This is a genomic window from Brevundimonas sp. (assembly GCF_032017145.1).
In the GTDB taxonomy this organism is placed as follows: Bacteria; Pseudomonadota; Alphaproteobacteria; order Caulobacterales; family Caulobacteraceae; genus Brevundimonas.
In genome coordinates, this window is the sequence record NZ_DALZQC010000028.1 from 13,383 (window position 1) to 32,272 (window position 18,890).

Here is an 18,890-nt window from a genome sequence, read left to right on the forward strand (position 1 = left end):
TGATCCTCGGATCGGCCTCGCTTCGCTCATTGTCCGAGGATGACGAGGTTCGAAGGCCTTACTTGATCTTGCCTTCCTTGAACTCGACATGCTTGCGCACGACCGGGTCGTACTTCTTGACGACCATCTTTTCGGTCATGGTGCGGGCGTTCTTCTTGGTGACGTAGAAGAAGCCGGTGTCGGCCGTGGAGTTCAGGCGGATCTTGATGGAAGCCGGTTTGGCCATCGGAATTACCTCTGCGACGGCGAAAGCCGCTTAAAATAAGAGGCGCGGAACATACTCAGGATCGCCCCAAAGTCAACGGGCGCGATGACGCGTTGATGGGGCGGGGCGCACATATAGTCTGACGGCATGAAAATCGCATCCCTGCTGGCCGCTGCGGCCCTGATCTGCCTGTCGTCCGCCGGCGTGGCCGCCGCGTCTTCCGCGCCGGCGCAGGACGATTTCCTGGCGCGGTTGAACGCCCTGTGCGGCCAGCGATTCGAAGGCCGGGTCGTAACGACAGACGCCGCCGACGAAAAATTCGCCAGCGAGCGGCTGATCATGCACGTCCGCGACTGTTCGGCGGATGAGGTGCGCATTCCCTTTGCGGTAGGGGAAGATCGTTCGCGGACCTGGGTCGTGACGAAGACTGACGCGGGCCTGCGGCTGAAGCACGACCACCGACACGCGGACGGCACGACGGACGTGCTGCACTGGTATGGCGGCGACACGGCGAATGTCGGCACGGCCGAGCGGCAGGAGTTCCCGGTGGACGCCGAATCTGTGGCCCTGTTCAACGCCAATGATGCGGCGGTCTCGACCACCAATGTCTGGGCGATGGAGGTCCATCCCGACCGGATGTTCGCCTATGAACTGCGCCGTCCCAACCGGCATTTCCGCGTCGACTTCGACCTGACCAAGCCGATCACGGACTAAGGTCAGACGGCGCGCCAGGCCAGAAGAGGACGCACCGTTGCGCAGGCCGGGCCGCCGTCCCGGGCGCGGCCGGGCACGACGACCTCCAGCACACGCCCCTGCCGCGCCTGGGCCAGCAGGTCGGCGGGGATGTCGTGAACGTCGATCTTGGCGCGACGGCTCCACTCGCTGGCGTGCTGACCGGCCGAGGTTCCGATGGCGATATAGACGAACCGCCGCGTCGGCCCCTCGCGCCGCACGAAGGGTCCGGTCAGGCGGCCGTCGTCGGACAGGGTGGCGGGCGCGTCGAAACCGATCGGGCCGTCGCCGGCTATGCGCGCGTCCACCGGCATGCTGGCCTTGTCCTGCAGGCTGTAGCCGACGCCCGCGACCGGGTCGGCGATGGTCAGACGCAGGGTGATGGTCGCGGCGGCCATGGGTTCAGTCCCTGTGTTCGACCCGGTGCTGTCCATGCACCATCCGCACGAAAGGCAGGGGACGGTTCGGCTGCGTCAATCGTTCGGCCAACTCGCCCAGCACGAACCGGGTGATGGCGGGCAGGTCCAGCGCGCGCGCCTGATCCAGCGGCAGCCAGGCGATCTCGTCCAGTTCGCCCGATCCGGCCGTCGGCTCGGGCGTCAGCAGGGCCTCCGCCGGCGCCATGAAGAACCGCGCGTCGAACCGGCGCGCACGGCCGGGCGGGGTGATGGCGCGGGCGATATAGGACAGGACCGACAGATCGGGCAGGGCGCCAGCCTGCCGATACTCGCGCCACGGCCCGGCGACGCTGGCCGGCGGCGCGGGCCGACCCAGGAGCAGCCCGGTCTCCTCGAACGTCTCGCGCACGGCCGTCAGGGCCAGGGCGCGGGCGCGGCGTGCGGGCAACTCGCCTTCCAGCCGGCGCGCGGCATCGGATGACAACGCGCCGGTCGCGGCGGCGGTGAAGTCGCTGCGGTCGATCCGCCCGCCCGGAAACACCCACTTCGACGCCATGAACACATGCCCCGGCGCGCGCCGCCCCATCAGCACCTCGGGCCGCGATCCGCCGCGCGTCAGGATCAGGGTCGCGGCGTCCTTGGGCCTCTGACGAACCCCTGGCGAACGCGGGGCGTCCGCCAGGTCCTGGGCGGCGTCGAAGGGGTGATCCTTCATCCCGCTCATCCCGGCGAAAGCCGGGACCCAGATTTTTGGGCGATCCGTTTTCGAGATGATCCTCGGGACTCGATCCCGACCGCCGGTGCGAACGAAAGCACTGGGTTCCGGCTTTCGCCGGGATGAGCGGATGTTTGGGTCACTTCCGCTTGCCCTTCCTGACGCCCTTCAGGCCGCCCGAGGGTTTGGCGCCGTTGCGGGGCTTGGGGCCGCCGGGGCGGTTCTTGCCGCGCATCGGCGGGCCGTCGCCGCCGCGCCCGCGAATGCCATAGCGCGGGGCCGGGGCGTTGGGATCGCGGGGTTCCGGCTCGCTGAGCATTTCAAAGACCAGACCGCCGGTGACGGGCGTGGCCTCGCGCAGCTTGACCTCGACCATCCGGCCCAGGGTGAACCGCTTGCCGGTACGTTCGCCGACCAGGGCGTGGGCGCGGTCGTCGTGGGTGAAATATTCGCTGCCGAGCGTCGAGACGGGGACCAGACCATCCGCGCCGGTGTCCTCCAGCCGGATGAACAGGCCGAAGCGGGTGACCCCGGTGATGCGCCCGGCGAAGGTCGCGCCGATATGCTCCTCAAGGAAGGCGGCGATGTATCGATCCATGGCGTCGCGTTCGGCGGCCATCGAGCGGCGCTCGGTCGAGGTGACCTGTTCGGCGATGGCGGGCAGTTCGGCGATTTCTCGGTCCGTCAGCCCGTCCTTGCCCAGATTCAATGCGCGGATCAGGCCTCGATGTACGATGAGGTCGGAATAGCGCCGGATCGGCGAGGTGAAGTGGGCGTAGCGGTCCAGGTTCAGGCCGAAGTGGCCCACGTTCTCAGGCGAATAGATGGCCTGCATCTGGGTGCGCAGCACGACCTCATTGACCACATCGGCGTGTTCGGTGTCGCGCGTCTCGTCCAGCAGCTTGTTGAACCGCTTGGTGGTGCCCGGCTCGCCCTTGTTCCACGGCTTGCCGATGGTGTGCAGGAAGTCGGCCAGATTGAAGATCTTCTCCTGGCTGGGCGCGTCGTGAATGCGGTAGATCAGCGGCGTCTTCTTCTGCTCCAGCGTTTCGGCGGCGCAGACGTTGGCCTGGATCATCATCTCCTCGATCAGCCGGTGCGCCTCCAGCGAGGTACGCTTTTCGATGGCGGCGATCCCGCCATCCGGCGCCATGCGGATGCGGCGTTCGGCCGATTCGATCTGCAGGGGGCTGCGCTTCAGGCGGCCCTTCAGCATGGCGTGATAGGCGTTCCACAGCGGATAGAGGATGGCCTCCATGATCGGGCCGGTGGCGTCGTCCGTCTGGCCGTCGATGGCGGCTTGCGCCTGTTCGTAGGACAGTTTGGCGTGCGACCGCATCAGGCCGCGCACGAACCTGTGGCCCGTCTTGCGGCCGTCCTTGTCGAAGACCATCCGCACGGCCAGGCAGGCGCGGTTTTCGCCTTCCCTCAGGCTGCACAGGCCGTTCGACAGCACCTCCGGCAGCATCGGCTCGACGCGGTCGGGGAAGTAGGTGGAGTTGCCCTTTTCGCGCGCCTCTCGGTCCAGCTGCGAGCCGGGGCGGACATAGGCGGCGACGTCGGCGATGGCGACCCACACGATCCAGCCGCCTTCATTCTTGGGGTCTTCGTCGCGCACGGCATAGACCGCGTCGTCGTGGTCGCGCGCGTCGGCGGGGTCGATGGTGATGAAGGGAACGTCGCGCAGGTCCTCGCGGCCCTTCAGCGTCGGCAGTTCCTGATCCTCGGCCTCGCGCTCGACGGCCTCGGAGAAGCCGGTCGGGATGCTGTGGGCGTAGATGGCGATCAGGGAGGCGGCGCGGGGATCGTCCTCCTTGCCGATATGCTCCAGGATCTTGCCGCGCTTGGGACCATAGCGGTGGTCGCCCTTTTCGATGGCGGCCAGAACCAGATCGCCGTCTCGCAGGTCGCCGGACTGGGCCTGGGGCACCAGCAGAACGTCCTTGGAGCGCCGGTCGACGGGCTCGACGCGGGTTTCGCGCGCCGACTTGCGGATGACGCCCAGGACGCGGTTGGTCCCCACGTCCAGCTTCTTGATCAGCCGGGCCTCCCAGCCGTCGTCGCCGCGCTGGAACTTGACCAGCAGGCGGTCGCCCAGGCCCGGCGCGGCCTTGGTCTTGTCGGGGATCAGCAGGGCGTGGGGCGCATCGGGGCTGGCCTCGACCAGGCGCACACGCAGTTCGCCGTCGCCGTCGCGCTCGATCACATCGGCGACGCCGACGGGGGGCAGGGCGCCGGCTTCGGAAAAACCCTTGCGGCCGCGCTTGCCCAGCCGGCCTTCGGCTTCAAGCTCGCGGATCATTTCGCGCAAAGCCCGGCGGTCGCCGCCCTTCAGTCCGAAGTGGCGGGCGATATCGGTCTTCTCGGCCGATCCGGCCTCGCGCAGGAAGGCGACCAGAGTGTCTTTGTCGGGGAGACCGGCGGGCGGTCTCTTTGGTGTGTGAGCCATTCGCTCTTTCAGTTCGATAGGATTGTAGGATCGACCCAGTCCAGGTTCAGCAGGCTCGCAGCCTGCGCCATAGGTTGGTCGAGTGTGACGAGGCGTGCATTCAGCCGTCGCGCGATGGCGATGTGAATCGCGTCGGGTGTTCTGAGTTTCAGGTCGAGACGCCGCGTCAGGGCGCACGCCTCCTCGACATCGGCGTCCACGACCAGCGTGCGGGCGCTGAAGGCGTCAAGCCATTCGTCGAGGCGTTGCAGCAGGATCGAGGTTTCGGATTCCGAACGTCGCTTCATCCGCACCAGCCCCGTGATGGCGGCCGAACACTCGGCTATGCAAAAGGTGCTGACGTCGATCGTCTGATCATGATTCTTCATGAAGCGGTCCACGGCGTCAGCGGCAGGTTCATTAAGCATCAAAGCCAGTATGACGCTTGCGTCGAAATAAAGCGTCATATGCCTTCGTCGCGCATCTGGCGGATCAGGTCTGCAGCCGAGATATCGAGTGGGGGCAAGGTCTTGCGACGCCTGGCGAAGTCATCGATCAAAGCATGCCTTTGTTCGCGCGACATCGGCGCGCGCTCAGCGGGCAAGGAGCGGATTTCCGCGACCGGCTTGCCGTGACGGGTGATGATGACCTTCTCGCCCTCAATCGCTCTATCGAGCAGGCGCGGCAAGGTGTTCTTGGCTTCGGCGACGCTGTAGGCGGCCATCCTGTATCTCCGAATATAGCCATAAATATAGCCATTCTTGTGCCGGTTCGCCAGTATGCGGCTCGATAAGGGCGTTTGAGTCTTCGACCGCGGTCAAATCTTGCTTAAGTTGACCGGGTGGATGTGGGGCTTCAGCTTCCGCCGATCCCGAATGGAGTCTTCGATGTCCCTCAACGCCCCCGCCCTGAGCGCGACCGTCTCGTCGCCGCTGGATCTGATCGGCAAGACGCCGATGGTGGAGGTGACGAAGATCGACACCGGGAAATGCCGGCTGCTGCTCAAGTTGGAGTCCCAGAACCCCGGCGGCTCGATCAAGGACCGGATCGCCATCGAGATGCTGGACGCCGCCGAAAGGGAAGGCTGGCTGAAGGCGGGCGGCACCATCGTAGAGGCCACGGCGGGCAATACGGGCCTGGCGCTGACCCTGGTCGGCCGGGCGCGGGGATATAAGGTGCTTCTGGTCATCCCCGACAAGATGTCCAAGGAAAAAATCCAGCATCTCAGGGCCATGGGGGCCGATGTTCGCCTGACCCGTTCGGACGTGCCGCACGGCCACCCGGAATATTACACCGACATGGCCGAGCGCCTGTCGCAGGCCATTCCCGGCGCCTATTACGTCAATCAGTTCGCCAACCCCTCGAACGCCGAGGCCCATGTGAAGACGACGGGGCCGGAAATCTGGGAGCAGGCGGGCGGCGACATCGACGCCTTCGTCGCCGGCATCGGCTCGGGCGGCACCATCACCGGCACGGCTCGCTATCTGAAGAGCGTCGGCTCCAAGGCCGAAATCATCCTGGCCGATCCGGTGGGTTCGACCCTGGCGGGCATCGTCAACGACGGCGTGCCGGGACCGGAGGGCGGCTACACCGTCGAGGGAATCGGCCAGAATTTCGTGCCCGACACGGCGGACATGAGCCTGATCGACAGGGCCTATTCCATCCCTGACGCAGAGGCCATCGCCACGGCGCGTGAACTGTTGCTGAAGGAAGGCATTCTGGCCGGTTCGTCGTCGGGCACCCTGATCGCCACGGCTCTGCGCTGGTGCCGCGAACAGACCGAAGCCAAGACCTGCGTGACCTTCGTGTGCGACACCGGCGCCAAATATCTGTCCAAGGTCTATAACGACGCCTGGCTGGCGGATCAGGGCCTGGGCGAGCGCGAAATCCACGGCGATCTGTCGGACCTGATCAACCGCAAATACGACAAGGGCGACGTGGTCGTCGCCGGCCCCGGCGACACCCTGGACACCGCCTTCAAGCGGATGAAGGGCGCCGACGTGTCGCAACTGCCGATCATCGACGATGGCCGTCTGGTCGGCATTCTGGACGAAAGCGACCTGATCCAGGTGATGAACACCGACGAGATCACGCGCAAGGAGCGGTTCGCCAAGCCGGTGTCCTCGGCCATGACGCGCGATCTGGACACGGTTCAGGTCAACGAACCGCTGGACGCCCTGATCCCCGTCTTCGACCGCGACCGCGTGGCCATCGTGCTGGATGGCGAAACCTTCGTCGGCCTGATCACCCGCACCGACCTGATCAACCACCTCAGCCTGAACCGCTGAGCCTTATCGGTGGTGACGCTGCATCGCGCGCCGGCCTGGAAGATCGCGGTTTACGGGCGCGATCATGGCGTCCCCCACTTTCATGTAGAGGGGCGCGGCTGGCGGTGTTCGGTTGCAATCGCCACCTTGGAAGTCATCATAGGAGCCTATGATCCGAGATCGCTCGCCGCCGCCATCGCCTGGGCCAGCGGGCGGCAGTCCGAGTTGCTGGATGTTTGGAACGAGTTGAACCCATGATGGGCGTCGAACGACAACCTGAGCTGATCGGCGTGAAGGGGTCCGCTCCGTATTGGCTTGATTTGCGCTGGAGCGATGGTCGGGAGGCCAGGGTCGACCTGAGCAATGTGATGGTCGACGAGGCTTATGAAGCGTTGCGCGAGCCTGCCGTTTTCACGGCCGTCGTTCTGGGCGATTGGGGCCATAGTCTGGTGTGGCCCGGCGGCATCGAAATCGGCGCAGACTCCCTGTGGTTGGACAGCCTGTCGTCCTGGGGACGTGAGGACACGCGGTCGTTCCTGGAATGGCGGATTCGCAACGGCTTTTCCGCGACTGCGGCTGCCGAGGCCTTGGGCATCTCGCGAGCCAGCGTGATCAGATATTCGACAGAGGCGACGGTGCCTCGATCCATTCAACTGGCCTGCAAGGGCTGGGACGCGTTGAAAGCCGCTTGATGAAGAACAAGAACAGCCAGGGGTTCTCCACCCGCGCCATCCATGCGGGACAACATCCCGACCCGACCACGGGTGCGGTGATGACGCCGATCTACGCCACCTCGACCTATGCCCAGGAAAGCCCTGGCGTGAACAAGGGGTATGAGTATGCGCGGGGCAAGAACCCGACGCGCGAGGCGTTCGAGGCCTGTATCGCGGACCTGGAGGGCGGCACGCACGGGTTCGGCTTCGGCTCGGGCATGGCGGCGACCTCGACGGCGCTGGAGCTGCTGGACGCGGGCGACCATGTGGTCACCGGCGACGACCTTTATGGCGGCTCGTGGCGGCTGTTCGAACGGGTGCGCAGGCGCACCATGGGGCTGGACTTCGCCTATGTGGACCTGAGCGACATCGCGGCGGTCGAGGCGGCGATCACGCCCAGGACGAAGATGCTGTGGGTCGAAACGCCGACCAATCCGCTGATGAAGCTGGCCGACATCGCCGCTTTGTCGAAGGTGGCCAAGGCGCATGGCCTGCTGCTGATCGTGGACAACACCTTCGCCACCCCCTTCTGCCAGCAGCCGCTGAGCCTGGGAGCCGATGTGGTCATGCATTCGGCGACCAAATATCTGAACGGCCATTCGGACATCATCGGCGGGGTGCTGGCGACCGCAGACGCAGAGCTGGCGACGCGGATCAAGTTCCTGCAGAACTCGGTCGGCGGGATCATGGGGCCGTTCGACGCCTTCCTGGCCAACCGGGGCCTGAAGACCCTGGCGCTCAGGATGAAGGCCCACTGCGAGAACGCCCTGACCGTGGCGCGCTGGCTGGAGACGCGGGCGGGAGTCGCCAAGGTCATCTATCCCGGCCTGATCGCCCACCCGCAGCATGAACTGGCCGCGCGCCAGATGCATGGCGGGTTCGGCGGCATGGTGACGGTGATCCTGGACGGCGATCTGGAGCGCACCAAGCGCGTGCTGGAGCGGGTTCAGGTGTTCACCCTGGCGGAATCGCTGGGCGGGGTCGAAAGCCTGGTGAACCACCCGGCGATCATGACCCACGCCTCGGTCCCGAAGGAGGTTCGCGAGGCGGGCGGCGTGACCGACAATCTGTTCCGTCTGTCGGTCGGGGTGGAGAATGTCGAGGACCTGATCGCGGACCTGGATCAGGCGCTGAGCTGAGTTCAGCCGGAGGGCAGGGCGGTCTGGTGGCCGGTGACGGGCGGCAGCTTCTTCTTGGGAGCGGCGCGCTTCACCGGCGCCTTGGCGGGCTTGGGCAGGGCGGCGCGGCGGGCGATCTCGACGTCGATGATCGGGATGATGTCGCTGGCGGCCATGACCTGTGTCGAGGCGCCGTGTTCCACCAGGCGGGCGGCGTTGGCGCGCAGCGTGGTCAGGTCGGCGTCGGTCATCGCGGGGATCATGTCGGCGAGCGGGGTCATGTCGGCATCCGTATGCAGAGGCTTCAGGGCCGGCGCGACAGGCGCCAGCCCTTCAGCGAATTGAAGGCGATTTCCACCGTCACGCGGTCGCCCGGCAGCGAGACGCCCGTCTGGGCGCCCAGCGAGGGCAGGACCGTGATCAGATGGCCGTTGTCCAGACGAACCCGTCGTCCGCCGAGCGGCATCAGCGTGATGACCTCGCCGTCGAAGGCGATGACGCCGGCCCTTTCACAGACCGGCGCGTTCGTATTGGACGTCTGGAGCGTGTCCTACTCCGCCGCCGTCAGGCGACCGGCGGATTCCTTGCCCGAGCGGGCGTCCCGCTCGATTTCATAAGACAGCTTCTGGCCTTCGTTCAGCGAGCCGAGGTCCGAGGTTTCGACGGCCGAGACGTGTACGAAGACGTCCTTGCCGCCATCGTCGGGCGCGATGAAGCCGTAGCCTTTAGTGGGATTGTACCATTTAACAGTGCCGGTAGCCATTTGGAGACCTCCGTCTGGCGTTGACCGCAGGGAGGGATCCCTGGTCGGCCTGTCGGGTCTGAATGGGATCGGCTTTTGGACCTCGGTGCGTGATGCAAAGGGAGCAGCGGCGTTACGCAGAGAGAGATCGACAGGCCCTAGATGGGAAGCCGGTCCCCGTTGCGCAAGGGCGGCGTCAGAACCCGTAGGACACTTTGGCGACCAGGGCCTGTTTGTACTGCTCGCCGAAAGTGTCGGCGTCGGTGTCGTGATAGCGGACATCCAGCGAGAGGGCGTCGGTCAGGGCGTAGGTGACGCCGGCGTTCCAGCCTGTGTAGTCGGGGCCGCCCGTCTGGTCGCGCCGCCCCACCGCCGCCGTGCCGTTCAGCCGGGGGGTGAAGTCCCAGCCGATCTGGCCCTCGACCCAGGTGAAGGATTCGGTCGGGCCGGCGGCGTCGGGCGAATACTGGACCTGCAGCCGGGCGCTGGCCGGGCCGATGGCGCGGCTGACGTTGCCGGTCAGCTCCCAGGCGTCCTGATCGTAGCCGCCCTCGGCGCCCAGGCGGTTCTTGTAGGCGACGTTGAAATCGAACTGATAGCCGAACGCCTCGGGCTGATAGCCGACGACGAACTCGGCCTCGACGTTCGAGCCGCCGGACTGGACCGTCTCGAAGCCGGGGCCGGCGTAGAACAGGCCGTCTGCGCTCTGCCACGTCGCCGAGCCGAAGGCGTAGCCGTCGTTGCCGGATTTCGACGCGTTCTTGGAGCGGTTGTCCGTGCCGGCGCCCAGTTCGAACGACCAGGCGTCCCTCCACGACGGCCCCGAGGCGGTTTGGGCCGCCGCCGGCGCAGCCAGGGCGGCGGCGACGGCGAAGGCGGCGAAGAGGGGGGCGGCGGTGCGGATCATGACGGCTCCAACGCGCGAAATGCGGTTCGGCGCCTTTAACGCGCTCCGGTCTTGATGGCGAATTGATCCGTGGCCTGAGCGAACTCTTGTCGCAGGCGCGCGACTAGTTCGGCGGTCGGCAGGACGTCGTGGATGGCGCCTGCGCCCTGGCCCGCGGACCAGACGGTCTTCCACGCCTTGGCCTCGGCGCCCATGTCCAGCTTATGGTCCGGCAGTTGCTTGGGGTCCACGCCGTTCTCGATCAGCGACTTGCTCATGAAGTTGGCCGGAATGCCGGAGACGGCGGGCGTATGGACGATGTCGGTCGAGCCGCTGTCGATGATCATCTGCTTGTAGGCAGGGACGGCCATCGCCTCGTCCGTGTTGATGAAGCGGGTGCCCATATAGGCGAAGTCGGCGCCCAACATCAGGGCCGCCGCCACGTCCTGACCCGTCGAGATCGCGCCCGACAGGATGATGGTGCCGTCGAAGAAGCTGCGGACTTCGTTGACCAGGGCGAAGGGGTTGATGATCCCGGCATGGCCGCCCGCGCCGTTGGCCACCAGGATCAGACCGTCGACGCCCGCCTCGGCCGCCTTGCGCGCATGGCGGATGTTGGCGATGTCGTGGAAGACCTGACCGCCATAGCCATGCACCGCATCGACCACGTCGCGCACGGCGCCCAGGGAGGTGATGATCAGCGGCACCTTCTCCTCGACCGACACCTCCAGATCGGCCATCAGCCGGGGATTGGTCTGGTGCACGATGTGGTTGACGCCGAAGGCGGCGGCCTCTGGCTTCAGTCGGCCTTTGATGTCCCGGACCCACTCGCGATAGCCCTCGGTCGTGCGCTGGTTCAGCGAGGGGAAGGTGCCGATCACCCCGGCGTTGCACGCCTCGACCACCAGGTCCGGCCCCGAGACCAGGAACATGGGCGCCGAAATGATCGGCAGGGTCAGACCTTTTTGCAGCGAGGTGGGAATGGCCACGGGCATCTCCTTGGTTTTCTTTCGCTACGCTTAGCGGGCTATTGCGGGGGAAGGCAATCGTCAGCGCGGCGGTGCGTTGAAAGGCACGCCGACCGTGAACGTCCGGTCCTCGTCGCTTGGGCCGAGACTTGCCGGATCCAGCCGGCCGCGCTGCACGACGTGGATGCCGGCCTGTCCAAAACCGAGCCCTGCCGGCGTTTCCGCGACAACGATACAAGACGACGGGACGCCCCGGACTGTTGCGGTGCAACGCACATCAACGCGGCCGCTTGTACGTTTACGCAAAGCCTCAGGCGGAAAGTCGGCCGGCGTCGGTCGAGGCTGTACAGTCCAGCGCATGGCCGGTCGAACATCGACTGGCGTCGGGGGCGAAGGCGCAGTTTGCGACGAGAGTGAAATTGAAAAAGCAATAAAGATCGGGGCTATCATGTGTCGGTCCAATCTCGCTTCAAGACTGTGGCGCGGAAAAACAGGGTCTCAATCGTCTGAAATCGGAGTGGGCGTGAAATTGCACTGCACTCGGAAATGGAGTGCAAAGTGAAGGAGCGCGCGATTGGACGGGTGAAGTTGGACTCCGAAAAAAACAGTCCAATGAGTCCAAGTGAGTCCAACGCTTCGTCCTGCGGTTCGAAACGGCGCATTATACGGGCGTTTTCCGGCGCGTTCGGTCGATTGACGCTGCGGGGCGCGAAGACTTTGAAACGGCGAACGAAGTCTTCGAGAGAAAGGATGGATGGCGTGTCTTTCGTCCGCCCACGATGCGAGAGGATTTTCAGACGCGCCGCAAGCGCCTAAATGCCCGGCATGACCCATTACACCGACAACCTGAGCCAGCTGGGCGCCCAGACCGCCGCCCCGACCAGCCCCGAAACCGCCGTGCTGGAGCGGGTGCCGAACCCGCACGCGGACACGCTTTATCTGGCCCGGTTCACGGCGCCGGAGTTCACCAGCCTGTGCCCCGTCACCGGCCAGCCGGACTTCGCCCACATCGTCATCGACTATGCGCCGGGCGACTGGCTGGTCGAATCCAAGAGCCTGAAGCTGTATCTGACCAGTTTCCGCAACCACGGCGCCTTCCACGAGGATTGCACCGTCGCCATCGGCCGCAGGCTGGCGGACCTGCTGGCCCCGAAATGGCTGCGGATCGGCGGCTATTGGTATCCGCGCGGCGGCATTCCCATCGACGTCTTCTGGCAGACGGGCGCGCCGCCCGAGGGGCTGTGGCTGCCGGATCAGGGCGTGCCGACCTATCGCGGCCGAGGCTGACCGGTCAGGACGGCTGAGAGCCGGGCGCGAGCCTGTCGGCGCAGGCGGTGAATGTGGCTAGAAGCCCCTGCGGCGTATAGCGTACATCGGCGCCTCCGGTGCCGAACAGCCCGCGTTCAATCAGCTTGGACCCGAAGCCGCGCCGGGCGGGCGGTTCGGCCGCCGGTCCGCCGACTTCGCGCCAGTTCAGCACGACATGGTCGCCATCCAATCGCCAGTCGATTTCGACCCGGCCGTTAGGGGTGGAGGCCGCGCCGTGCTTCAGGGCGTTGGTGGCCATCTCGTGCATCAGCATGGTGATCGACTGAGCCGAGCGGTCGGACACCGAAAAGGCCGGACCGTTCAGGCTGAAGCTTTCCCCCGGCAACACATTGGCCAGGGCGTTGGAGACCAGGACGGACAGATCGGCGCTCTGCCAGTTCTGTTCGGTCAGGGCGCTGTGGGCGGCGCCCAGGGCCATCAGGCGATCCTCGAACACCTGGATGCGGTCGCGATCCAGCCCCTTCAGGCTTTGCCGGCCGATGGCCTGAACCATGGCCAGGGTGTTCTTCAGCCGGTGGGTCGTCTCGGCCGCAAGGATGGCGTTGTGATCCTCGGCCTGCAGGCGGGCGGCGTCCGCCAACACCCGGCTGGTGGTCTCATTGGTGAAGATGAACAGGCCGTCGATGCCGCCTTCGGCGTTCAGCACGCGCGAATAGGAGAAGGTCCACCAGGTGTCGGCCAGGCCCCGGTCTGCGGCCAGTTTCCACGGCAGGTCGATGAACCGGCGGCTGCGGCCGGCGAAGGCCTCGTCGATGATCGGCTTGGCCTGTTCCCATCCGTCGGCCCAGACCTCGATGAAGGCCGATCCCATGGCCCAGCCGAGGCGCGGACCCAGAAGGGGAAAATAGGTTTCGTTGAAGAAGAACCATAGGTCCTTCTCGCCCCAGGCCAGGATCATCGATTCGGGCGAATTCAGCACCAGGCTGAGCGCGGTCTTGAGCGCCGACGGCCAGTCCTGAGGCGGGCCCAGGGGGTGGTCTGACCAGTCGCGATCAAGGATCAACTGGGTCGCCGCCCCGCCGCCCGCGAGAAACCGCAGCGAAGGCTCCAGAGGCGCGGCGGTCGGGGGCTCGGCTGGCGACATGTCTTTGTGACTTATGGAGGAAACCGTCGCCTTAGCAAGGACTTCCGCGCGCGCCGGACCGGCGGCCCTAACGGCTCTCCAGCGCCCCGCGCATCACGGCGGACTTGCGGCTCATGCGGGCCTTGAGCAGGCGGTAGGCGATGGCGACGATCAGGATGGCCAGGGCGATTGCGCCGATCAGCAGGGTGGGGCCGTGGGCCTCGCTGAGCAGTTCCATCCGCGCCAGCCCCTGCGCGGCCAGATAGCCCGGCGCCAGCATAGCCAGCACCCAGACGATGCCGGAGGTCACATTGCCGAACTGGAAGGCGCGCTGACGCATCCTGAGCATTCCCAGCGTCAGCGGCACGAAGGCGCGCAAGGGGCCGAAGAAGCGGCCGACGAAGATCGACATGACGCCGTAGCGACGGCAGTACAGGCGGGTCCAGGCGATGCGGCGACGGTGCGGCTTGAACATCGGGCGCTGCAGGAACCGCACGCCCAGGCGCCGTCCGGCCCAGTAGGAGACGGCGTCGCCGATCACCGCGCCGACGACGCACCCGACGATGACATTGACCGGATCCAGCACCCCCGCCGCGATCAGCCCGCCCGCCGCGACCAGAAGGCCGGTGGCGGGCACGAAGGCGCCGATGACGGCCAGCGACTCGAAGAAGGTGACCAGGCCCAACAGGACGCCGGCCCACATATGGTTGCGGGCGATGAAGTCGCCCACGGCTTGCAACAGGGAATCCATACGAAGGCCTTGGGGGAGGAAGGCGGGGTCGGTCGAGATGTCGAACCGACGCAGGGCGACCTTATGTCACCGGCTTACGGCAGGCGTGTGACCTTGGTCGACATATCCGGGCGGGGACGCTCCAGCGCCGGCTCGTCCAGCGTGCCGATGTGGATGAAGCCGGCGACGCTCTCGGTCTCGCCCACCCCGAACAGGGGCAGGGCCTGCGGATCGTAGCTGTACCAGTCGGTGATCCAACTGGCGGAGTAGCCGAAGCCGCCGGCCGCGTGCTCCAGATTCATGCACACCGCCCCGGCCGACAGCTGCTGCTCCCAGATCGGCTTGGCGTTGGGGACGGGGGTGGAGACGACCAGGATGGTGGCGGGCGCGGCGGTCAGCTTGGCCAGCACCGCCTGATCCTTGGCTGGGCCGTTCCTGAGCTCGACCAGCGCCGCCAACTTGGCCGCGATCTCGGCGCGCGACTGCGGTCCCAGGACCACGAAGCGCCAGGGAAACAGCTTGCCGTGATCGGGCGTGCGGGCGCCCAGGGCCAGGATGTGATCCAGTTCGGCCGGCGACGGGCCGGGCGCGACCAGCGCCTGGGCCGGGGCGGAGCGGCGCTGGGCCAGACGATCCAGGAAGGCCTTGGACGGAACGGGCGGGGGGAGGGGCTCGTTAAGCGCGGTCATGCCGTCTAGCTAGGCTTTCGACCCCCCATCCGCCATAGGTCGCCCATGCGTAAAACCGACGAACCGAAATGGGCCCAGGGTCTGGCCAAGCCGCCCGCCTGGCGCAGCGACGGAACCGAGACGGTGTTCGACAACCCATGGATGGCCCTGACGCGGCATCCGGCGACGGCGCCGACGGGGATGAAGGCCGACTACGCCGTGGTGCGGTTCAAGAATGTGGGAACTGGCGTCCTGCCCGTGCACGACGACGGGACCGTGACCCTGGTGGGCCAGCAGCGCTTCGCCCTGGCCAACTACAGCTGGGAGATGCCGGAGGGCGGGGCGCCGCTGGACGAAGACCCGTTCGACGGGGTGCGGCGCGAACTGGCCGAGGAGGCGGGCCTGGAGGCCGAACACTGGGCGCCGGCGCTGGAGGTGGAGATGTCCAACTCCATTACCGACGAGATCGGCATGACCTGGATCGCCTGGGGCCTGTCGCCCGCCCCGACCGCGCCCGATCCGACGGAAGTGATCGCCGTGGTGCGGGTTTCGTTCCTGGATCTGCTGGCGGAGATCGGGCGGGGGACGGTGCGCGACGGGCTGACGGTGGCGACGGCCTACAGGGCCTACCATATGGCGACCACGGGCGAACTGCCCCCGGCGCTGGCGCAGGCCATGCTGAAGCGGTTAGGATGAGCGCGAAGGAGCCGGTCATGGCCAAGCTTGAAGTCGTCGCGGATAACGAAGCCGACAGCGTGTGGCGCCAGCTGCGCGCCTCGGCCGAGGCTGCGTCACGCGAGGAGCCGCAGCTGGGTTCGCAGATGAATGCCGTGATCCTGTCGCACGACGACCTGGCCGGCGCGCTCAGCTTCCAGATCGCGCGCAAGCTGGCGGACGGCGAGATGAGCGCCATGTCGGTGCGCGAGGTCTGCCTTTCGGCGTTCAAGGCCGATCCGTCGATGGTCGAGGCGGCCGAGGCTGACCTGCAGGCCGTGGCCGAACGCGATCCGGCGATCCGCAACCTGTTGCAGCCCTTCCTGTATTTCAAAGGCTTCCAGGCGCTGCAGGCCTGGCGCGTGGCGCACTGGCTGTGGGGGCAGGGACGCGAGACCCTGGCCTTCCACTTCCAGAGCCGGATTTCAGAGCTGTTCCAACTGGACATCCACCCGGCCGCGCGGCTGGGCAAGGGGCTGTTCCTGGACCACGGCACCGGCATCGTCATCGGCGAGACGGCGGTGGTCGGCGACGACGTATCCATGCTGCACAATGTGACCCTGGGCGGGACGGGGGCCGAGCGCGGCGACCGCCACCCCAAGATCGGCAAGGGCGTGCTGCTGGGCGCGGGGGCCAAGGTGCTGGGCAATATCCACATCGGCGACTACGCCAAGGTGGCGTCCGGCTCGGTGGTGCTGAAGGCCGTGCCGACCGGCTGCACCGTGGCGGGCGTGCCCGCGCGTCTGGTCAACTGTCCGACCGGGGCCGAGCCGGCGCGGACCATGGATCACACCCTGGCCGACGTGGTCTATGACTTCGTGATCTGAAAGGGCGTCAGCCGTGCGGCGAGGCCGGACCGTGATGGAGTACGGCCATGGCCGTCATGGCGCAGGCCAGGACGACCGGCGAGGCCAGAAGCGCCCGCCGACAGCGGTGAGCGATATAAAGCGCTTCGCCGACCAAGATCGACAACAGCATCTGCGTTTCCCCCGAAACGAACGGTGACACTTATTTGACGTCGCCGCGCGTCGGGGGCCGTAAAGGAAAATGAACGACGCCGCACATTTTCCGCTCGGCCGGTCGCGGGTGTGGAAAATGACGGGCGGCGGTTCCCCTGACCCCCGGACTTCTCTAGGGTCCGCCGCCAATCCAAGACCATGAGGCCATCCGTGAAAGACACCGACCTGAAGCGCATCGAGGGCCACCTCAAGCGCACCTTCAACACCGGCGGCATCATTGTGAAGGCCCGCCCCAAGCAGAACGACTCGGCCGAGGTCTATGTCGGCGACGAGTTCATCGGCATCGTCTTCGAGGACGAGGACGAGGAAGGCTCCTTCATGTTCGAAATGGCCATCCTGGCCGAAGACCTGCCGGACTGAACGGAGGTCCGACCCGCCTGACCTTCAGCCCGCGTGGGCGACGAAGGTCAGGGTGTGGGTGTAGCTGCGCCAGGGCGTGGCGGCGCCGGGCGGGGCGGCGATGCGGTGACGCACCTGGGTCATATAGGCCCCCGGTTCTGCGACCCTGAGCGTGACCTGGCCCGAGGCGTCGGTGCGGGTTTCGGTCTCGATCTTGCGCCCGTCGTACTGGCCCGCCTCGCGAAAGACGGTCACGTCGGCGCCCGCGACCGGCAGGCCGTCGAACAGCAGGCGAAAGGGCGCGTCCTCGCCCGCCACGATGTCGCCGGGCTGGATCAGGGGCTGAAGCTCCAGCCCGTGGCCCGAAGGTTTCAGGGCCGCGTCGTCGGGCGCGCCGCGCACCACATAGACGTCGGCGACCGTGATGCTCTGCACATCGACCAGTTCGACGCCGGGCGGGGGCGGCGCATCCTCCTCGCCCACCATCTTCCAACCGGACGGGGTCTGGTACATCTTGGCGGCCCGTCCTTCGCGCGCGCCGGACGACAGGCGATAAAGGCCGTCTACCGGCGTCGGGGCCTCGAACACCGCCAGGTCGCGAAGATAGGTGACGGTGGTGATCGGCGTGTCGCCGTTCGGCCCGACGACGTGGAAATGGTCGGAGCGCATGACCACCTCGGCGTTGAACACATCCTCGGTGAAGGCGGCCTCGACCGTCACATGGTCGCGGTTGGTGGCGTTGAAGACATTGGGCCGCAGATAGGGCGAATGGGCCTGGGCGGCGCCGGCGCTCCATACCGCGAGCAGGCTGGCCAGCAGGCTGGCGTGAAGAATGGGTCTGCTCATGCTGGGCCTCTTGCGTTCGCTGGATGATATAATATTGCGAGGCGTTTGCAAGATTATGGCCTTGCGTGAAGCGGCGATCTGCGGCCAGGCTGGGCGTCCCTGAAACACCCTTCGAGGTCTCCATGCCCGTGAAAACCGTCGCCGAATTCGTGGCCGCCTACAGAGAGAAGGACGTCAGCGCCGACGCTTTCGAACTGGAAAACGCCTATCTGCTGGAGGTTCGGCTGAACGGCTCGGTCTGGGCCAAGTCCGGCGCCATGGTCGCGCGCACCGGCCAGGTGAAGTTCACGCGCCAGGGTCTGATGGAGCAGGGCCTGGGCAACCTGCTGAAGAAGGCCGTCAGCGGCGAGGGCATGGTCCTGATGAAGATGGAGGGCCAGGGCCGCGTCTATCTGGCCGACACGGGCAAGAAGATTACTCTGCTGCGGCTGGATAATGAGACCATCTTCGTCAACGGCAACGACGTGCTGGCGCTGGAGACCGGGATCAGCAACCAGATCACCATGATGAAGCGGGTCGCGGGGATGATGTCCGGGGGTCTGTTCAACGTGAAGCTGAGCGGCAGCGGCATCGTCGCCATCACCTCCCACTACGACCCGCTGATCCTGAAGGTCAGCGCGGCGACCGGCCCTGTGTTCACTGACCCCAACGCCACCGTGGCCTGGTCGGGCGGGCTGTCGCCGGAAATCGCCACCGACATCTCGCTGAAGACCCTGGTCGGACGCGGCTCGGGCGAGAGCATCCAGATGAAGTTCGAGGGCGAAGGCTGGGTCGTGGTCCAGCCGTACGAAGAAACCTATATGCAGGCCAACAGCGGGGGCTGACAGCCCAGGTCAGTCGTCATTCCGGGGCTGAGCGGAGCGAAGAACCCGGAACCCAGGGCCGCAAGCGCTCTGCTGAAGGCGTTTAAAGCCTGATGCGCGCCTCCTGGCTTCCGGGTTCGTCCTTCGGACGCCCTAGGATCTGTGGACTCTAGGGATTCCGGATTAGGCTGAAGCGTGATTCAAGGC

26 protein-coding genes are annotated in these 18,890 nt (G+C 66.3%); 10 read left to right on the plus strand and 16 right to left on the minus strand.

Going from position 1 to position 18,890, the window contains the following annotated elements:
• Nucleotides 1–58 precede the first annotated feature (58 nt).
• A complete protein-coding gene (gene rpmG, locus RTU05_RS06875) occupies nucleotides 59–226 on the minus strand; it encodes a 50S ribosomal protein L33 (protein WP_003164451.1) in 168 nt (55 codons plus the stop codon).
• A 126-nt stretch (nucleotides 227–352) separates the two neighbouring features.
• Between rpmG and RTU05_RS06880 the strand changes: the two genes are divergently transcribed.
• Nucleotides 353–919 (plus strand): hypothetical protein, encoded by a 567-nt coding sequence (locus RTU05_RS06880; protein ID WP_312596851.1) that lies wholly within the window; start codon nucleotides 353–355, stop codon nucleotides 917–919.
• A gap of 2 nt (nucleotides 920–921) precedes the next feature.
• On the opposite strand, the gene RTU05_RS06885 is transcribed toward RTU05_RS06880, so the two are convergent.
• The 5 genes from RTU05_RS06885 to RTU05_RS06905 all read right to left on the minus strand — a co-directional run bounded on the left by RTU05_RS06885 (nucleotide 922) and on the right by RTU05_RS06905 (nucleotide 5,202).
• Nucleotides 922–1,335 carry a DUF5990 family protein gene (locus tag RTU05_RS06885; RefSeq protein WP_312596853.1) on the minus strand — a complete coding sequence of 138 codons (414 nt, stop codon included), beginning with the start codon at nucleotides 1,333–1,335 and terminating at the stop codon, nucleotides 922–924.
• Nucleotides 1,336–1,339: 4 nt separating this feature from the next.
• A complete protein-coding gene (locus RTU05_RS06890; protein WP_312596854.1) occupies nucleotides 1,340–2,050 on the minus strand; it encodes an NUDIX domain-containing protein in 711 nt (236 codons plus the stop codon).
• A 139-nt stretch (nucleotides 2,051–2,189) separates the two neighbouring features.
• On the minus strand, nucleotides 2,190–4,499 hold the full coding sequence (rnr, locus tag RTU05_RS06895; protein WP_312596856.1) for a ribonuclease R: 2,310 nt from the start codon (nucleotides 4,497–4,499) through the stop codon (nucleotides 2,190–2,192).
• Nucleotides 4,500–4,507: 8 nt separating this feature from the next.
• Nucleotides 4,508–4,945: a type II toxin-antitoxin system VapC family toxin gene (locus RTU05_RS06900; RefSeq protein WP_312596858.1), complete on the minus strand. Its 438-nt coding sequence runs from the start codon at nucleotides 4,943–4,945 to the stop codon at nucleotides 4,508–4,510.
• Nucleotides 4,942–5,202: a type II toxin-antitoxin system prevent-host-death family antitoxin gene (locus tag RTU05_RS06905; protein WP_312596860.1), complete on the minus strand. Its 261-nt coding sequence runs from the start codon at nucleotides 5,200–5,202 to the stop codon at nucleotides 4,942–4,944. Before RTU05_RS06905 ends, RTU05_RS06900 begins: the two co-directional genes overlap by 4 nt.
• Nucleotides 5,203–5,365: 163 nt before the next feature.
• Here RTU05_RS06905 and RTU05_RS06910 point away from each other — a divergent pair, with 163 nt between their 5' ends.
• Genes RTU05_RS06910 through RTU05_RS06925 form a run of 4 tightly spaced genes read left to right on the plus strand, consistent with a single transcriptional unit; the run spans nucleotide 5,366 to nucleotide 8,597 of the window.
• Nucleotides 5,366–6,766 carry a cystathionine beta-synthase gene (locus RTU05_RS06910; RefSeq protein WP_312596862.1) on the plus strand — a complete coding sequence of 467 codons (1,401 nt, stop codon included), beginning with the start codon at nucleotides 5,366–5,368 and terminating at the stop codon, nucleotides 6,764–6,766.
• Between the two features lie 9 nt (nucleotides 6,767–6,775).
• On the plus strand, nucleotides 6,776–7,003 hold the full coding sequence (locus RTU05_RS06915) for a DUF4160 domain-containing protein (RefSeq protein WP_312596863.1): 228 nt from the start codon (nucleotides 6,776–6,778) through the stop codon (nucleotides 7,001–7,003).
• Nucleotides 7,000–7,437, plus strand: coding sequence for a DUF2442 domain-containing protein (locus tag RTU05_RS06920; protein WP_312596864.1), 438 nt, complete (start codon nucleotides 7,000–7,002; stop codon nucleotides 7,435–7,437). The genes RTU05_RS06915 and RTU05_RS06920 overlap by 4 nt, the downstream gene beginning before the upstream one ends.
• Nucleotides 7,437–8,597, plus strand: a complete 1,161-nt coding sequence (locus RTU05_RS06925; RefSeq protein ID WP_409411600.1) for a cystathionine gamma-synthase — start codon at nucleotides 7,437–7,439, stop codon at nucleotides 8,595–8,597. The genes RTU05_RS06920 and RTU05_RS06925 overlap by 1 nt, the downstream gene beginning before the upstream one ends.
• 2 nt (nucleotides 8,598–8,599) lie before the next feature.
• Here RTU05_RS06925 and RTU05_RS06930 read toward each other — a convergent pair whose 3' ends face one another.
• From RTU05_RS06930 to RTU05_RS06950, 5 genes are all read right to left on the minus strand, one after another.
• Complete coding sequence (locus tag RTU05_RS06930; RefSeq protein WP_312596868.1) at nucleotides 8,600–8,857, minus strand: hypothetical protein; 258 nt, start codon at nucleotides 8,855–8,857, stop codon at nucleotides 8,600–8,602.
• A gap of 23 nt (nucleotides 8,858–8,880) precedes the next feature.
• A complete protein-coding gene (locus RTU05_RS06935; protein ID WP_312596870.1) occupies nucleotides 8,881–9,042 on the minus strand; it encodes a hypothetical protein in 162 nt (53 codons plus the stop codon).
• An 84-nt stretch (nucleotides 9,043–9,126) separates the two neighbouring features.
• Entirely contained in the window at nucleotides 9,127–9,339 is a 213-nt protein-coding gene (locus RTU05_RS06940) for a cold-shock protein (protein WP_292020152.1), read from the minus strand.
• Between the two features lie 175 nt (nucleotides 9,340–9,514).
• Nucleotides 9,515–10,225, minus strand: a complete 711-nt coding sequence (locus RTU05_RS06945; RefSeq protein ID WP_312596872.1) for a TorF family putative porin — start codon at nucleotides 10,223–10,225, stop codon at nucleotides 9,515–9,517.
• Between the two features lie 35 nt (nucleotides 10,226–10,260).
• The gene (locus RTU05_RS06950) at nucleotides 10,261–11,193 is read right to left on the minus strand and encodes a nitronate monooxygenase (RefSeq protein ID WP_312596874.1); all 933 of its coding nucleotides are present in this window, start codon (nucleotides 11,191–11,193) and stop codon (nucleotides 10,261–10,263) included.
• Nucleotides 11,194–11,997: 804 nt separating this feature from the next.
• Here RTU05_RS06950 and queF point away from each other — a divergent pair.
• Nucleotides 11,998–12,459, plus strand: a complete 462-nt coding sequence (gene queF / locus RTU05_RS06955; protein ID WP_312596876.1) for a preQ(1) synthase — start codon at nucleotides 11,998–12,000, stop codon at nucleotides 12,457–12,459.
• A gap of 4 nt (nucleotides 12,460–12,463) precedes the next feature.
• Here queF and RTU05_RS06960 read toward each other — a convergent pair whose 3' ends face one another.
• The 3 genes from RTU05_RS06960 to RTU05_RS06970 all read right to left on the minus strand — a co-directional run bounded on the left by RTU05_RS06960 (nucleotide 12,464) and on the right by RTU05_RS06970 (nucleotide 14,983).
• Nucleotides 12,464–13,585 carry a sensor histidine kinase gene (locus RTU05_RS06960; protein WP_312596878.1) on the minus strand — a complete coding sequence of 374 codons (1,122 nt, stop codon included), beginning with the start codon at nucleotides 13,583–13,585 and terminating at the stop codon, nucleotides 12,464–12,466.
• 67 nt (nucleotides 13,586–13,652) lie between these two features.
• Nucleotides 13,653–14,315: a DedA family protein gene (locus tag RTU05_RS06965; RefSeq protein ID WP_312596880.1), complete on the minus strand. Its 663-nt coding sequence runs from the start codon at nucleotides 14,313–14,315 to the stop codon at nucleotides 13,653–13,655.
• A gap of 74 nt (nucleotides 14,316–14,389) precedes the next feature.
• Nucleotides 14,390–14,983, minus strand: a complete 594-nt coding sequence (locus RTU05_RS06970) for a nitroreductase (protein WP_312596882.1) — start codon at nucleotides 14,981–14,983, stop codon at nucleotides 14,390–14,392.
• Between the two features lie 45 nt (nucleotides 14,984–15,028).
• Between RTU05_RS06970 and RTU05_RS06975 the strand changes: the two genes are divergently transcribed.
• Nucleotides 15,029–15,658 (plus strand): NUDIX hydrolase, encoded by a 630-nt coding sequence (locus RTU05_RS06975; RefSeq protein ID WP_312596884.1) that lies wholly within the window; start codon nucleotides 15,029–15,031, stop codon nucleotides 15,656–15,658.
• 17 nt (nucleotides 15,659–15,675) lie between these two features.
• Entirely contained in the window at nucleotides 15,676–16,503 is an 828-nt protein-coding gene (gene cysE / locus RTU05_RS06980; protein WP_312596885.1) for a serine O-acetyltransferase, read from the plus strand.
• A 7-nt stretch (nucleotides 16,504–16,510) separates the two neighbouring features.
• Here the strand turns inward: cysE and RTU05_RS06985 are convergent, their stop codons facing one another.
• Nucleotides 16,511–16,654, minus strand: a complete 144-nt coding sequence (locus RTU05_RS06985; RefSeq protein WP_312596887.1) for a hypothetical protein — start codon at nucleotides 16,652–16,654, stop codon at nucleotides 16,511–16,513.
• 179 nt (nucleotides 16,655–16,833) lie between these two features.
• Between RTU05_RS06985 and RTU05_RS06990 the strand changes: the two genes are divergently transcribed.
• Nucleotides 16,834–17,055 carry a DUF3126 family protein gene (locus tag RTU05_RS06990; protein ID WP_282438886.1) on the plus strand — a complete coding sequence of 74 codons (222 nt, stop codon included), beginning with the start codon at nucleotides 16,834–16,836 and terminating at the stop codon, nucleotides 17,053–17,055.
• A 24-nt stretch (nucleotides 17,056–17,079) separates the two neighbouring features.
• Here the strand turns inward: RTU05_RS06990 and RTU05_RS06995 are convergent, their stop codons facing one another.
• Nucleotides 17,080–17,880, minus strand: coding sequence for a DUF4198 domain-containing protein (locus RTU05_RS06995; protein ID WP_312596889.1), 801 nt, complete (start codon nucleotides 17,878–17,880; stop codon nucleotides 17,080–17,082).
• Between the two features lie 122 nt (nucleotides 17,881–18,002).
• Here RTU05_RS06995 and RTU05_RS07000 point away from each other — a divergent pair, with 122 nt between their 5' ends.
• The gene (locus RTU05_RS07000; RefSeq protein ID WP_312596891.1) at nucleotides 18,003–18,704 is read left to right on the plus strand and encodes an AIM24 family protein; all 702 of its coding nucleotides are present in this window, start codon (nucleotides 18,003–18,005) and stop codon (nucleotides 18,702–18,704) included.
• Nucleotides 18,705–18,890: the final 186 nt, after the last annotated feature.